The sequence below is a fragment of the Planococcus sp. 11815 genome (assembly GCF_051096385.1).
In the GTDB taxonomy this organism is placed as follows: domain Bacteria; phylum Bacillota; class Bacilli; order Bacillales_A; family Planococcaceae; genus Planococcus; species Planococcus citreus.
On record NZ_CP096991.1, the window covers coordinates 3,122,163 to 3,136,084 of the forward strand.

At 43.7% G+C, this 13,922-nt stretch carries 14 protein-coding genes and 1 riboswitch; of the genes, 4 read left to right on the forward strand and 10 right to left on the reverse strand.

Annotated features, from left to right (window positions below):
- Positions 1-62: 62 nt before the first annotated feature.
- On the reverse strand, positions 63-581 hold the full coding sequence (locus tag M1Q06_RS15670; protein ID WP_434400581.1) for a cyclophilin-like fold protein: 519 nt from the start codon (positions 579-581) through the stop codon (positions 63-65).
- A gap of 280 nt (positions 582-861) precedes the next feature.
- Positions 862-2,382 (reverse strand): cobyric acid synthase, encoded by a 1,521-nt coding sequence (locus M1Q06_RS15675; protein WP_434400583.1) that lies wholly within the window; start codon positions 2,380-2,382, stop codon positions 862-864.
- 105 nt (positions 2,383-2,487) lie between these two features.
- Positions 2,488-2,672, reverse strand: a riboswitch (cobalamin riboswitch).
- A 468-nt stretch (positions 2,673-3,140) separates the two neighbouring features.
- On the opposite strand from M1Q06_RS15675, the gene M1Q06_RS15680 reads away from it, so the two are divergent.
- Positions 3,141-3,728, forward strand: a complete 588-nt coding sequence (locus tag M1Q06_RS15680) for a hypothetical protein (RefSeq protein ID WP_434400585.1) — start codon at positions 3,141-3,143, stop codon at positions 3,726-3,728.
- A gap of 428 nt (positions 3,729-4,156) precedes the next feature.
- On the opposite strand, the gene M1Q06_RS15685 is transcribed toward M1Q06_RS15680, so the two are convergent.
- From M1Q06_RS15685 to M1Q06_RS15705, 5 genes are all read right to left on the reverse strand, one after another.
- Positions 4,157-4,450, reverse strand: a complete 294-nt coding sequence (locus tag M1Q06_RS15685; RefSeq protein WP_112229735.1) for a 3-isopropylmalate dehydrogenase — start codon at positions 4,448-4,450, stop codon at positions 4,157-4,159.
- 618 nt (positions 4,451-5,068) lie between these two features.
- Positions 5,069-5,821: an SDR family NAD(P)-dependent oxidoreductase gene (locus tag M1Q06_RS15690; RefSeq protein ID WP_434400587.1), complete on the reverse strand. Its 753-nt coding sequence runs from the start codon at positions 5,819-5,821 to the stop codon at positions 5,069-5,071.
- An 89-nt stretch (positions 5,822-5,910) separates the two neighbouring features.
- Positions 5,911-6,882 (reverse strand): NAD(P)H-dependent flavin oxidoreductase, encoded by a 972-nt coding sequence (locus tag M1Q06_RS15695; protein ID WP_434400589.1) that lies wholly within the window; start codon positions 6,880-6,882, stop codon positions 5,911-5,913.
- Between the two features lie 30 nt (positions 6,883-6,912).
- On the reverse strand, positions 6,913-8,040 hold the full coding sequence (locus M1Q06_RS15700) for an NtaA/DmoA family FMN-dependent monooxygenase (protein ID WP_434400591.1): 1,128 nt from the start codon (positions 8,038-8,040) through the stop codon (positions 6,913-6,915).
- 28 nt (positions 8,041-8,068) lie between these two features.
- A complete protein-coding gene (locus M1Q06_RS15705) occupies positions 8,069-9,103 on the reverse strand; it encodes an LLM class flavin-dependent oxidoreductase (protein WP_434400593.1) in 1,035 nt (344 codons plus the stop codon).
- A 203-nt stretch (positions 9,104-9,306) separates the two neighbouring features.
- Between M1Q06_RS15705 and M1Q06_RS15710 the strand changes: the two genes are divergently transcribed.
- The 3 genes from M1Q06_RS15710 to M1Q06_RS15720 all read left to right on the forward strand — a co-directional run bounded on the left by M1Q06_RS15710 (position 9,307) and on the right by M1Q06_RS15720 (position 10,997).
- A complete protein-coding gene (locus tag M1Q06_RS15710; RefSeq protein WP_434400595.1) occupies positions 9,307-9,678 on the forward strand; it encodes a winged helix-turn-helix transcriptional regulator in 372 nt (123 codons plus the stop codon).
- Between the two features lie 78 nt (positions 9,679-9,756).
- Positions 9,757-10,176: a MarR family winged helix-turn-helix transcriptional regulator gene (locus tag M1Q06_RS15715; RefSeq protein ID WP_434400597.1), complete on the forward strand. Its 420-nt coding sequence runs from the start codon at positions 9,757-9,759 to the stop codon at positions 10,174-10,176.
- Between the two features lie 26 nt (positions 10,177-10,202).
- Positions 10,203-10,997: an NADPH-dependent F420 reductase gene (locus tag M1Q06_RS15720; protein WP_434400599.1), complete on the forward strand. Its 795-nt coding sequence runs from the start codon at positions 10,203-10,205 to the stop codon at positions 10,995-10,997.
- Positions 10,998-11,201: 204 nt separating this feature from the next.
- On the opposite strand, the gene M1Q06_RS15725 is transcribed toward M1Q06_RS15720, so the two are convergent.
- From M1Q06_RS15725 to merR, 3 genes are all read right to left on the reverse strand, one after another.
- Complete coding sequence (locus M1Q06_RS15725; RefSeq protein WP_101802364.1) at positions 11,202-11,528, reverse strand: YnfA family protein; 327 nt, start codon at positions 11,526-11,528, stop codon at positions 11,202-11,204.
- Between the two features lie 128 nt (positions 11,529-11,656).
- Positions 11,657-13,297: a mercury(II) reductase gene (merA, locus tag M1Q06_RS15730; protein ID WP_298829975.1), complete on the reverse strand. Its 1,641-nt coding sequence runs from the start codon at positions 13,295-13,297 to the stop codon at positions 11,657-11,659.
- 2 nt (positions 13,298-13,299) lie between these two features.
- Positions 13,300-13,701: an Hg(II)-responsive transcriptional regulator gene (gene merR / locus M1Q06_RS15735; protein ID WP_101802362.1), complete on the reverse strand. Its 402-nt coding sequence runs from the start codon at positions 13,699-13,701 to the stop codon at positions 13,300-13,302.
- Between the last annotated feature and the right edge of the window lie 221 nt (positions 13,702-13,922).

Consider the following 13,922-nt stretch of genomic DNA (forward strand, 5'->3'; position numbering starts at 1 on the left):
TGAGCGATAAAAAGAACGCATCGAGTCTAGGACTTGATGCGTTCTTCAACTATATAAGCCTTTTATCCATCATTTTCGGCGAAATCAAGAGCGACCGTGATATCCCCCTCTCCGACCGCTTGAGTAAATCTTTCCACATTTTCGATATAGCCGAGACGGGTATATTGATGGGAAGTTGAAAGCTTGTCATAAAAGAATACCAGGCAATCGTCTCCGTAAAGCATAATGTCCCCCGCATTAATATGCCCTGGGCTCTCAGAATTTGTTGGGAGCCTTTCTGAAAGATAAAAGAACTTTTCATTTCCATGAAGATCTTCCATATCTATGGTTAACGGAAGCAATTCAAGCAATGCTTCGGTTGTATCGCTTTCGTAAAGTTGTGCTGAGAACACTTCGTTCCCTATTTGCAATTCTAAAGCAAGTAGATTTGCCATCTCCGCTTCCTCCCTTTCCTGGTTATCCCCGTTGCTTGGTTGTTCTTCAGCATTCGGCGCATCTCTTTCATCCGTTTCGCTCGCATCACAAGCACTTAAGCCAAGAGCCATGAGGATGATACCTAATGGCAAAGCTGTTTTTTTCATTTTCATTTCCCCTTCCTGTTGAGACTATGGAGAAATTTACTGAATCTAAATTAAGTAGGCTGATTTACTCGTCTTAAATAGATATTTTATATTTTCAATATCATCATAAAGCGATGGAATTCAAATGACCAATACCTATATCAAATAGTCCGGTATATGTTTTGGGCATACGATCTTTAAAAATGCCTTCAATTTAAAAACCGGACTCCATAGAGGAAGTCCGGCTTTTTGTTCTTTACCATCCACTATTTTCTAGTAGTATCGAAAAACACATTTCTTCTTACATTGTGCTCTTGTGGGCCGCGTAAGCAGATAAGCCGAGTAATTGGTAAACCGCTGCCACGTTAATATGGCTGCGAACTTGTGCCGCTAGAAAATCATACTCTTCTTCCCTTCGCTGGGCATCGGGTTTCACATCGTCTTCCAATGGTTCTAACCCTTTTTTGACTCGTAATTCATTGACTAGTTCACGCGTGAATTTCCGGTTATGGAAAATGCCATGGAGGTATGTGCCGATCACGCTTCCATCTGCACTGACTGCCCCGTCCATCCGGCCGTCCGATAGCTGCATAAATGGCACAGTCTCCCCGCGGATAGTTGATCTTCCCAAATGGATTTCGTAGCCTGTCAGCATCTGTCCGTCTTTTACTTGCCTGCCGGTCATTAAAACGGTTTTCTTATCCCCAACAAACACCGTGTCCACCGGCAGTAAAGAAAGACCGCTTGCCACTCCCCCTTCCCCGTCGACCGCCTCATTATCTAAAAGTGATTCCCCAAGCAATTGAAAACCTCCGCAAACCCCAAAGATCTTGGTGCCTTGCTCGTGCAGCTGTTGAATCGCTCGATCAAAGCCGTTTTCTTTGAGCCACGCAGCATCAGCCAATGTGTTTTTGGTTCCGGGAATGACGAGCAGGTCAGGTGTACCGAGATCTTCGACTTTTCCGACCAAACGCACGCCCGTTTCCGGTTCATCGAAAAACGGGTCTATATCTGTGAAATTCGAGATTCGTGGGAGCCGGATGACGGCTATATCTACAGCAAACTCTCCTGGTTTCGGTTTTTTAAACCGCAGCGATGACAATGCAAGAGAATCTTCTGCATCGATTTGGACATCGAGATAAGACAAGACCCCGAGCACCGGAATGCCTGTTTCTTTCTCCAGCCAGTCAATGCCATCATCGAGCAGCTCACGCATGCCACGGAATTTATTGATGATGATTCCTTTTACACGAATTCGTTCCGATTCATCGAGCAAAGCGAGCGTTCCGACGATAGCGGCGAACGCACCACCCTTGTCGATATCCACCACTAAAATGACGGCGGCATCTGCCAAGTGGGCCATGCGCATATTGGCAATGTCTTTATCCTTCAAATTGATTTCTGCAGGGCTACCGGCACCTTCAAGTACCAGCACGTCAAAATCCTGCTGCAGCCTGCGCATCGACTGCTCGACCGCCGGCATCACTTGCTGCAAGAAATCGTCGCGATAGGTTTTTGCATTCATGTCCATAAAGTGCCGGCCATGGACAATGACTTCTGACACCATGTCCTGCTTTGGCTTGAGCAAAATTGGATTCATATCAAAAGTCGCCGGAATACGGGCTGCTTCTGCTTGAACGCCCTGCGCCCTGCCGATTTCGCCGGCTGCTTCTGTCACAAACGAATTCAGCGCCATGTTCTGTGATTTAAACGGAGCCACACGGAAGCCATCGTCTGAAAAAATTCGGCATAGCGCTGTACAAATCAAGCTTTTCCCCACATCGGAAGCTGTTCCTTGAATCATAATCGAAACTGCTGGCATACTTTTCCCTCCACTCGTCAAAATAGAAAAATCCCCCGCGTGCCGCAAGGGATTGAGAAAAAACAGCGAAAAAAAGGCTGACTCCCAGCTTGTCCTTGCAAGCAAACGGGCATCCGCATAAAGGCAGGTCTCCTGGCTCGTGATCATCGCCTTCTGAATCTTCCCGAAGCATCGCTTCAGTGGCTTTTTCAGATGGCTCTCACTTACAGTGGCGGGACCGCGCCGGAATTCAACCGGCTTCCCTTTTAACTCATGTTCAAGACATAAGCAACTTTATGCATTGGATTCAAACTCTATTTTTCTTTTCATTATATACACAGTCATTCTTTCCTCACTAGCTTTACTTTCGAAGGTGACGTGGCCATCGAGTTTTTGGGATAAGTTTAAATTAAAGAGAAAGCTTGTTTTACTGTTGAATCATTCGATTTTGGCAGAAGTCCGGAAACTTATCTTTACATCAGAACTAGTAATAAATCAGTTTTTGTAATGTTTCTCCTGAAGCCATTTCAAGGCTCGTCAAAAAAAGTAAAAATGGCCATTCCGCTAAAAATCGGAATGGCCATTTTTATCCTATTCTATTTCCTTCGCATCTTTTAATGTGAAGATAATAAAAATAAGTTTGGAGTCAGTATTCTGAATATAACTTAACTGGACTTAAGTTCCATTTAAAACAAGGATTAACCTCTCCGTATAACTGGTTTTAAAAGTATGATAAGGTAAAAATATGGAAATCAAAATTTAAGAAGGGAGCCAAAACCTTGTTAAAGAAACTAAATAGAATTTTTATGATTTCAATGGTCATATTGTTTTTATTCGTCATATCAGCCTGCAGCTCCCAAATAGAAGACACACAACAAGAAGTCGTGGAGCCTAATAAACAAGACACTCAAGAAGAGTATCTAGGACGAAATCTTGAGATAGGGGTATTAGGCACTCCGCCAGAAATAGACTCAGAGAAAATCACTTTCAGTACGGTGGAGATCGAAGAGTTGAGTATCGAAACAGTCGAACAATACGATAGTTTTTTCGTCATGGAAGAGTATTTAGAAAGGGCTGCTGATAGTCCCTATACTGAAGTATTTGCAAATTCAGATGTTCTCTTTTTCTTCATCCAAACAGAAGCTTATTACTTTCCCTTTGTGGACGATGAGATAAGTTACACAGATTATTCCAAAAGAGTCCATGATGAGGAAATCTTTTCTTTAGGCTATTACCCGGCGGCTGAAGAAGGCGCTTCAAGTTGGCAATTCAATATTTTAGCTAAGGATCTTTCTGAGGAAGAATATGAAGAAGTTGTAAGAGGGCTTTATTACGAAATGTTTTATGTCATCAGAGATTTAAATTAAGTTATAAGGCGGGATACCTCCACTTGATAGAAAAGTGGAGGTATCCCGTTCTCTATTTGCTTTGATGTGAATGCAACTTGATTTAGATTAAGTTATATTCAGATCATCAGGAAATTTTTCTGTTTTTTTTCTTGGATTTTAACGAGTCTAATGAGCCAGTATAAAGCAATCCATGGCAGAATAAATTTAGTGGTCCAGGCAATTGCATTCGGGAAAAAAATGATCGAATTAATACCGATAGCTGATGCTAATACCCATAATAGAGCAATTATTATTGTTAATATTAAGTACTTCAATTGGTTCATCCCTTCTAAGAAAGGTTTAATATGTGAATGCAAATTAATTTATATTAAGTTACATTTACTCTTTTAATTACCTTATTATTTCTTATCCCAGATAAGTACGACTTAGTTCTATGCTTTTTTAAATTATATTTTTCTACTGTTATAGTTTTTTATTAAAGTTGCTACAATCGCAATTATAAAAACGATGAAACTATTTATTAAGAGACAGTAACCTACTTGCATGCCATAAAATATTGCAAAAGCATCACGAATAAGAAATAGTGCCAGTGCACCGCCGATTGTCCCAAATAATATCGCTAATAATAGTATTGTAAACGCTACAGAATATAGATTTTTCTTTTTCTTATAGCCTTTAAACCCAATAATATTTGCGACAATTATAAAGAAAACCAGAAGTATTAAGAAAAAGTAAGTCATTTAACCCTTCCTTACATAATTTTGGTTTCTTGAATTTCAAAGTCATTGCCATAAAGACTTTCTTTTAATCTTTGGTAGTTGAATGTAACTTAAGTGCGGTGAGTTACATTCGACTTTTTCAAACATCAACTACATTTAGACTAACACCAACTCCCATAATATGTATATGAAATAATTACCTTTACTTTATTGAATAAAATCGTTCGTAAGAGTACAGATTCACAAAAAGGAGAGAAGATGTGCTTAGCACACCTTCTCTCCTTTGAAATACACATGACTTCCGATAATCCGGCAATATGTAAACTAAATCTTTGTATTAATTGATAAGAACTTTAGAATACAGACTTCTATCCACAAGAAGTAACAGTTTTTCTTTGTTCTATTTGAGAGCATTAAGTATGTTAATACTAAGCGTAATCCTCTCGACTCATTAGACATATTCGATCGAGAGTACCGTATTAGCATCATGTCAATCTAAGACTTAATTAATTTCTTTTAAAATGAATTAAAAGCAGCAAATTATTAACGCAATAATTTGCTGCTTTTAGAAAGTTAGCCAGTAAGCATTACTTTAATTTTATCGTTAATTAGTTTCCTGTTAAGAAAGTAAAAAACAATTTACTTAATAATCGTATCTCTTGCACCGTCTACTACAATATCTGTTCCATTTATATAACTAGCTTTGTCAGACGCTAAAAATGCTAAAACATCCGAAACTTCATTTGGACTAGCGAATCGCTTCATCGGCAACATTTGAGCTGTTTCCTCAAGTTGTTCGCTCGTTAGCATCTCTTGAGCCATAGGCGTAAGGATAGCTCCTGGAAGGATCGCATTGATTCGAATGTTTTTATTAGCGAATTCATAAGCTGCTTGTTTTGTAAGACCTCGTACCGCAAATTTTGAAGCGGTATACGCAGGGTTTGCTTCAGCGCTTGCTCTCAACCCAGCAAGTGAAGAAATATTGATGATGGCTCCGTCATTTTTTTCAATCATGATCGGTAAAACCGCTCTCATACCATAAAAGACGCCAGATTGATTTATATCAATTATTTTTTTATACAGGCCTTCTTCCATTTCCAAGAGGCCGGTTATTCCGCCAGCCAATCCCGCATTGTTTACTAAAATATCGATAGTTCCAAATGTCTTGATGGTCTGCTGAACTAGAGCATCCCAACTATTGGTATTCGTCACATCCAATTCGATGAATAAGGCGTCTTCCCCCAGTTCCAAAGCAAGTTTTTTTCCTGCTTCGACATCAACATCCCCGATAACAACTTTTGCGCCTTCCTCGATAAACTTTTTGGAATGGGCTTCCCCCATGCCTTTTGAACCTCCGGTGATAATAGCGACTTTACCTTCTAATAATTTCATCTTAATTCCTCCTAAATTTAATTTATGATTTTACTTGTGTACTTTTAGTAATTGTTACTAGATGACTTCGACTGAGAATTTGTACTGAATTATCTTGCATAAAGGGTGTCAACAATTTCTTCAATCACCTCCTGGCAAGTGAGGATCTGTTGAATCCCGCCAGCTGCTTCAGAAACGCTAATCGTCCCGTTAACCAGATCCCCATCCAACATCCCTACCTTGAACCCTTCACCGTAATATTGATAGGCTTCTTCGTGCTTGCCTTGATTGATTAACTCCAATGCTTTCTTCCCGGCTTCTGTCGGAATGGTTCTCAAGTTCCCAATGGCTGATTTGAATTCAATGAATTCCTCGCTTCTTACAGCCAGGATCGCTTTTTTGGTTTCGATGCTGGCTGGATTTTCCTCGGTCGCGATAAATCGGGTCCCCATATAGACGCCTTCCGCGCCCATGGCAAATGCCGCTTTGGCTCCCTGGCCATCCACGATGCCGCCAGCCGCTAGAACCGGAATTTTCACAAGCGAAGCAATCTGCGGAACAAGGGACAGCGTACTGATTTTGTAATCGCTCATATGGCCTCCCGCTTCATACCCCGTCACAATCAGGGCGTCCACGCCCATTTTTTCAGCTTCCACCAGTTTGTCCACCGTCGGGCTTAAATCCCGATAAATCACATTAATTCCCTGTGCCTTAAGCCGTTTCAGTTCCCGTTCGACCACGTTCTGGCCAATGGCAATGACATTCTTCACCTCTTCTTTGACCAGCACTTCAAACACTGCATTCGTAAAGGGATCTTCTGAAGCCCCGCCCATCGGAAAGATGTAATTGACCGCAAATGGTTTGTTGGTCAATGCCTTCACTTTGCGAATTTCGTTGGTTAAGCGATCGGCCATATCTTCTGCACTTGTTGCCTTCTCTGTCTGGCCGGCATTCGGGCCAAGTACGCCCATTCCGCCAGCATTTGAAACGGCCGCGACAAATTTCGCGGATGTCACCCATGTCATGGCAGCTGAAATGATTGGATACTCGATGTTTAGTAATTCTGTCATACGATTTTTCATTATTAAACTCTCCCTTTGCTATTTGCTTTATTATTTCACGTACATATTTTCAGGATATGGCAGCTCTAAATTCCCGCGAAGCGTATTGTCTTCGTACTCCGTCCGGAAGATGCCCTTTTCCTGGAGAATCGGAACCACCAGTTGAATAAAATCTTCAAAACCAGCGGGATGATCCTGCCTGATGAGCAAGATGTCCATAATCCCTGCCTTGTACCACTGTTCGATCTGCTCCGCGACGTTTTCGACAGAACCCATGAACTTTGGCCTTGGCAAGCGATGCCCCACAGGCATCAAGGACTCAATTTCCTTCAGTTTTTCCTCTGCTTCTTTTTCGGTTCTGCCGATGATGGGGCTGTGGGAAGGCATCATCAGCAAATCCTCCGGAGACCGCCCTTGATCCTTCACTCGTCTTTTCAGTTCCGCGGTATATCTCTTCAAGTAGTCGATATTATCTCCCGGCGCCATGATGATTTCCGCATGTTTCGCTGCGATATCCATGAAGTCCGAGGACGTTCCCGCTTGCGAAATTACCGGCCGGCCTTGCCGTGAACGGCTGATGTTCAATGGGCCGTCCACTGAAAAATTATTCCCCCGATAATTCAACGCATACATTTTGCGGGGGTCATAGAATTCACCAGTCGCTTTATTGCGGATAAACGCATCGTCTTCATAGGAATCCCAAAGCCCTTCCACAATCTCCAGAAACTCTTGTTTCATCGGATATAGGTCGGACTTGCTTAAATGGGTCCGGCTGTAATTCGCCAAACCGCCAAGATTAGACGTCACGGCGTTCCATCCGGCACGGCCATTGCTGATTTTATCGAGCGAGGCGATTTGTCTGGCGACTGTGAACGGATCTGCGTAGGAAGTGGCGATGGTCGCCGCCAATCCAATCGAGTGCGTCACCATGCTCAATGCGGACAAAATGGAGACCCCTTCGAACATACTCAAGTAATGAGGGATCATGCCGGGGCCGATATGGCTAACATCCGCCAGGAAGATGGTATCGAATTTCGCTCCTTCCAGCTGTTGGGCTTTTTCAACGTAGTAGTAGATGTTTTCGCTGGCATCGGCCGGCATGTCCGGATGGCGCCATCCCGTGTAGCTCCATCCCACCCCATCGATGATGCCACCGAGTTTGAGCTTTCGTTTACCCATTATCGAATTCTCTCCTTTAATAAGTCCATCAACTTTTCTTGTTCAAACCAAAGGCTTCGGCCAATAATTCATGGCCTTTCATCCGGCTTTCCTGATCGGGATAAAAATCAGCAACGATGATTTCGTTCACTAGACTGGCTTTCGCAAGTTGCTGAAGGTGCTCAGTGACTTGCTCCACACTCCCGATCACAAAGCGTTCCTTGTTCCGATCTCTAGCTCTGGTTTCTTCCGGCGTATAGATATAGTTTTGCGCTTCTTCTGGTGTAGGGAGTGTAAAGTTTGTGTTTCCTGTACTCATCTTCGCCCACACCAACTCCGCAGGTCCTGCTATATACCGGGCTTCTTCTTCCGTCTCAGCCGTGATAACGATTGTCGCCAACATGCTTTGGGGTTCACTTAAATAGGCGGACGGTTTAAAATTGGCGCGGTAATCCCTCAGCAGCGGCACAGCCAGTTGCGGCGTCAGATGCGCTGCAAAAACAAATCCCAATCCTTTGTCCAAAGCAGCCTGCAGTCCGCCTTCGCTGGAGCCGAGCATATACATAGCCGGCACCAATGAACGGTCTCCTGGGGGATTTATATGGCTAAACGGGTGAATTTCTTTAAAATCCCGCGCAAAAAATGACAGGAGATTGTCCAGTTGCTCCGGAAAATCATTTTTTCCTAACAATTCCCTGGATCTCAACAGCGCCCACATGGTCCAGCCGTCCGTTCCGGAACTTCTCCCGATTCCCAAATCCACTCTTCCCGGATACAACCCTTCCAGCAACGTAAAATTCTCCATGACTTTCAACGGGCTATGATTTGGCAACATCACGCCCCCAGCACCTACCCGAATCCGTTTGGTGTGCGCCGCCGCGTGCATGCTCAGCATATCGGGTGACGTGCTCATTAAGTTGGTTGTATTATGGTGCTCAGTGAACCAGTATCGGGTATACCCCAGCCGGTCTGCTAATTGCACCATTTCGGTGATATTTTGAAGACTTTGTTTGGCATCATTTTCTTTATAAATATGAACAAAGTCCAAAATGGATAATTTTATATTTGTGTCGCTTGTCTGCATTTTTCATGACTCCTTTTCTATGCTATAATTTAGTTAGCCCGCTAACTATATAATCAGAAGCTGGCTGATTTTTGATATTGATGGATTCCTTTGCGTGTTTAGCGCTCGGTTTCAATTATAGAAGCTTACTAGACAGTTTGTGAAGAAGGCAATGTAAATGCACAGAGTACATCTATTTGTACTTTAAGATGGGAGTAAATCTAATGAAAGTTTGCTTAGATGGATTTCACAGAGATTTTATCAACGAAGAACGAGATATGTATGCCATTGCATTTACCCAGAACATTTTATCGGGCCGTTGGAAATATTTTATTCTCTGGTACTTAAAAGATGAGACGCGCCGGTATTCGGATATTAAAAATTTTCTGGAAGACATTTCCCAAGGTTCACTCACCAAGCAGCTGCGGGAGTTGGAGCAAGATGGGGTCATCAAGCGGAAAGTCTATCCGACCGTTCCGCCAAAAGTGGAGTATAGCCTGACAGAGAAGGGCGTTAAATTACTCCCTGTCTTAGAGATGATGGAGGCTTTCGGCAAGGAATATGGAGAGCAACTAGAAGACGCCAAAGTCCGATAATGACTTTTACCATAACAATGAACCCGAGCACCTTTCCGAGTCGGGTTGCTGAATGATTTTTGCGAGGAGTTTTTTTATATGTTAAACGATGAAATCCGGGAGCTTTTAGATAAAGTTTCGTCACAGACACGGCGCAACTACAACACGCTGCTGCGTGAATTAAATTTGCATGTCGGCCAGGACCATCTTTTGTGCCAGCTTTGGAGAAAAGATGGTTTAACCCAAGTGGAACTTTGCGAGAAATTGAATTGCGAGGCCTCCACTGTAACCAATATGCTCAAAGTGCTGGAAAAAAACAGACTGGTGGTACGCTTGAAAGATCCGGCCGATAAACGAATCAACCGGATCTTTCTGACCGAGGATGGAAAAAACATTCAAGCTTCCGTGAGTGAAGTGTGGGAAAATCAGCAAAACCGTTTGCTGGATGGGATTACGTTAGAAGAGAGACAGTTGATGAAACGGCTTCTCATGCAAATGCAAACCAATATTTTCAGTTAGCCTCCCCTTTAAGGGGGGAGAATTTCATGCTGAGACCAGTGGGAAATTCCAGAGCTACCAGTGAACCACAAGCAAATAGGATTATAGGAGGAAGAAGAATGAGATTTGGAATTATAGGTGCAGGGCCCATAGGGACAAGCATTGCTAGAAAATTAGTAGAAAATGGGCATGATGTTAAGATTGCAGATGTTCGAGACATTGAACATCTAGAAGGAAAGGAGATTGCTGGAACACCTGTGAGTGTAGAGGATGTCATCAACAATATTGATGTTCTGTTCCTCTCTCTCCCATTGCATGTCATGGCGAGCATTCGCCACATTGTCGATCAAGCAGGCGAGGAAGTAATCATTGCAGACACGTCCAATTATTACCCTTTCAGAGACAACAAGATTGAAGAAATTGAGAACGGGATGGTGGAAAGTGTTTGGGTTTCCCAGCAGTTAGGGAGACCAATCATCAAAGCCTTCAGCAATCAATTGGCGTATACCTTAGAAAACAAGGGAACCCCTGAAGGTACGAATGGCCGCATTGCCATGGCGATTGCAGGCGATGACCCAGCCCAAAAACAACAAATCATGGCCGTCGTCAATGAGTTAGGCTTCGATGCAGTGGATAGCGGCTCGTTGCGCGATTCCTGGAGACAACAGCCCGGAACTCCTGCCTATTGCACCGAACTGACGAAAGCAGAACTGACGGAAGCCTTGAAAAAAGCAGACAAAGAAAAAGCTCCCTATCTGCGGGACAAGGTAATGGAGAATTTTTCAGCTGAATTTACACATGAAGATATTGTGAATCTTAACCGAGAGACTTATAATTCCTAATTCAGAAACTCATATGTTTATTGCTCCGGTATTCTCAGATACTCAAAATGAGCTATCTGCAGGCCGAAATCGGCAATCAGGATGATTAAGATTAAAAAGAGACTACTAGCTGGAAATGCAGCTAGTAGTCTTCCTTTTTGCATGTATTTCATTTAGATAAAGTACTTCTGATAAATTCATGATATGCAAACCAATTAGATTTTATTATCCACGTGGAGCCCACAACATCACGGAAACACCAACTAAACAAATACCTGCCCCGATCCAGTCATAGAAATCAGGTGTTTTTTTATCGACTCCCCATCCCCATAAAACGGAAAGGATGATGAACACTCCGCCGTAGGCAGCATAAATCCGGCCGAATGAAGAGAACGATTGGAACGTCGCAATCACTCCGTATAGAGCTAATGCGATACCGCCAAAAATCCCTAAATACAACGGCTTACCTTCTCGCAGCCATAACCAAATCAAATAACCTCCGCCAATTTCAGCTATTCCTGCGATGACGAATAAGAAAATCGTATAAATCAACTTTAATGCTCCCTTCAACCTTTGAGTTCTATTGGCAAATAGTTTCTTTTCTGATTTCGATCTACTTAACCCTGACCATAGCAACTAGGGAATCCTATTTTCCATTAGAATTTACTTGTTTAACCCTTTTAACCGGCACAGCAAGACAGTTGGGAAACATCCTTGTCGAACGTGAGGGCAGCCAATTTCACCCCTTCCGCCATGGTTAAATACGGCGCAAAGGTGTCGCTAATGTTTTCGATGGTCAAACCGAACTTCACAGCAAGTGTCACTGCATAAATGACATCTCCTGCATTTTCCGCTACGATATGCCCGCCCAGCAGCTGGCGTGTTTTCGCATCCGCCACCAGTTTGAACACGCCGGTCGTCTCCCGGTTCACTTGCGCTCGCGGAACAGCCTCCAACGGCAGGACGGAAGTGATAACGTCATAGCCGTTTTCTTTTGCCTGTTTCTCTGTCAAGCCGACGGTGGCAACCGCCGGCGCTGTAAACGTAACACCCGGCACAATGGCCAAATCCAACTTTTCCTTCTGCCCACCGAGCGCATTTCCTGCTGCCACTCGCCCTTGATAAGCCGCGACATAAACAAACTGAGGACCGAGCGTAACGTCGCCTGCTGCATAAATTCGTTCATTGGTGGTCTTGGCATAATCATCAATCCGAACTTCTCCGAGGCGCCCTGTTTCAACACCCGCCGCGTTCAAATTCAAGCTTTCCGTATTGGGCGTTCGGCCGGCTGCAATCAGCAGTTGATCGGATTCAATGATTCGCTTCTGACCGTCCACCTCGACATATACTTTTTTCACCTCTCCGTCCTGTTCAATTCGCTCGTACGTGGCACCGGTCACTAACCGAATGCCTTGCTCGGTCAAAGCTTTCGTGAGGGCTTCCGAGATTTCCGGATCGTATTCCTGGAACAGGCGCGAACTTCTTTGCATCAGTGTGACTTCGGATCCGAGGTGGTGAAATAACTGACCCAATTCCACACCAATATAGCCGGAACCGATGACCGTCAGGCGTTTCGGCACTTTCTTTAGCTCCAATAAGGTTGTGCTGGTCAAGTAATCCACTTCTTCCAGTCCGGAAATGGCTGGCATAGCCGGAGCCGCCCCCGTCGCAATCAGAAACTGTTTGGCAGAAAGCTTCATGCCGGCCACTTCAATAGTGTGTTCATCTATAAATCTGGCTTCCCCTTTGATCAACTCAAAACCGTAGTCTTCAACCAAATCGACATATTTCTTGTTCCGGAGATCCGTCACCAATTCCTCTTTCTGTTTGACCAGCGGAGCCAAATCCACTTCCCCCGCTGAGGTGTGCAGCCCGATAAACGGATTATTCCTGGCCAAGTGATTGATTTCTCCGGCCCGTAACAAGGTTTTGGAAGGAACACAGCCAATGTTCACACAGGTACCGCCTACCGTTCCCCGTTCAATCATCGCCACTTTCGCCCCATGTTTCACAGCTTCGATGGCGGAAGAAAAGGCAGCGCCCCCGGAACCGATGATGATGTAGTCATACTCGCCTTCTTCATCTGGGCGGAGTGCTTCTTGGGCTCGGACTTCTTCTGCTTCCCCCGGCTGATACTTGGCATCAGCAATTGCTTTTTGTGCCTTTTGAACCTCCATGTTTTCCGGCAGTTCAAATACAGCTTCACCTTTTCGAAAATCAGCTTGGATTTCTTTTGCGCCAATCGCTTCAAGCGCGACTACCACGTGTTCTTCGCATCCGGTACAGGTCATCGCTTGGACATCCACTCGATATTTTTTCATGTCTACTCCTCCTCCATCAAAACATCAATAATCGGGCATTCATGCAGCTCTTTTTCATTTGGACACCGCTCTTTCAACTCGCTCAGCATCCGTTCCGCACGCTTTAGATCCTCAATCTGCTTTCGGACTTCCACTTCTTTTCTGGACACAAAATCGAACATATCTTCACAGCGCACATCGTCTTTGTCGACCACCCCTAACAATTTATAAATCTCATTCAACGAAAATCCCAGTTCCTGCAGTCGCCGGATAAATCCTACCCGTTTGACCGTTTCCTTCGAATAAATCCGATACCCCGAATTATTCCGGACCGGTTCTTGCAATAGCTCTTTTCGTTCATAGTATCGGATGGTTTCCTTATTCACTTCACATAGGGTTGCAAGTTCACTGATTCGATAGCTCAATTTTCTTCACCTCAGAAAAAGTATAAACCATGTACTTAGGTACATGGTCAAACATCTACACTTCAATACTTTCTTTCTATATATAAAATTTCAAGTTACTAAAACTAGATTTAAAATAGTCGTTTATTAAAAATAAAGCGTTCGTAAAAGTACACTTTTACGAACACTCCGAAATGGACTGGAGACGACCGAGTATAGCGTTCGTAAATGTATAAAATAAC

Bases quoted from the DNA above. Each gene is read 5' to 3' on its own strand.
- M1Q06_RS15670 (WP_434400581.1), bottom strand. From the start codon at position 581: ATGAAAAAAACAGCTTTGCCATTAGGTATCATCCTCATGGCTCTTGGC.
- M1Q06_RS15675 (WP_434400583.1), bottom strand. From the start codon at position 2,382: ATGCCAGCAGTTTCGATTATGATTCAAGGAACAGCTTCCGATGTGGGG.
- M1Q06_RS15685 (WP_112229735.1), bottom strand. From the start codon at position 4,450: ATGACTTACTTTTTCTTAATACTTCTGGTTTTCTTTATAATTGTCGCA.
- M1Q06_RS15690 (WP_434400587.1), bottom strand. From the start codon at position 5,821: ATGAAATTATTAGAAGGTAAAGTCGCTATTATCACCGGAGGTTCAAAA.
- M1Q06_RS15695 (WP_434400589.1), bottom strand. From the start codon at position 6,882: ATGAAAAATCGTATGACAGAATTACTAAACATCGAGTATCCAATCATT.
- M1Q06_RS15700 (WP_434400591.1), bottom strand. From the start codon at position 8,040: ATGGGTAAACGAAAGCTCAAACTCGGTGGCATCATCGATGGGGTGGGA.
- M1Q06_RS15705 (WP_434400593.1), bottom strand. From the start codon at position 9,103: ATGCAGACAAGCGACACAAATATAAAATTATCCATTTTGGACTTTGTT.
- M1Q06_RS15710 (WP_434400595.1), top strand. From the start codon at position 9,307: ATGAAAGTTTGCTTAGATGGATTTCACAGAGATTTTATCAACGAAGAA.
- M1Q06_RS15715 (WP_434400597.1), top strand. From the start codon at position 9,757: ATGTTAAACGATGAAATCCGGGAGCTTTTAGATAAAGTTTCGTCACAG.
- M1Q06_RS15720 (WP_434400599.1), top strand. From the start codon at position 10,203: ATGCTGAGACCAGTGGGAAATTCCAGAGCTACCAGTGAACCACAAGCA.
- merA (WP_298829975.1), bottom strand. From the start codon at position 13,297: ATGAAAAAATATCGAGTGGATGTCCAAGCGATGACCTGTACCGGATGC.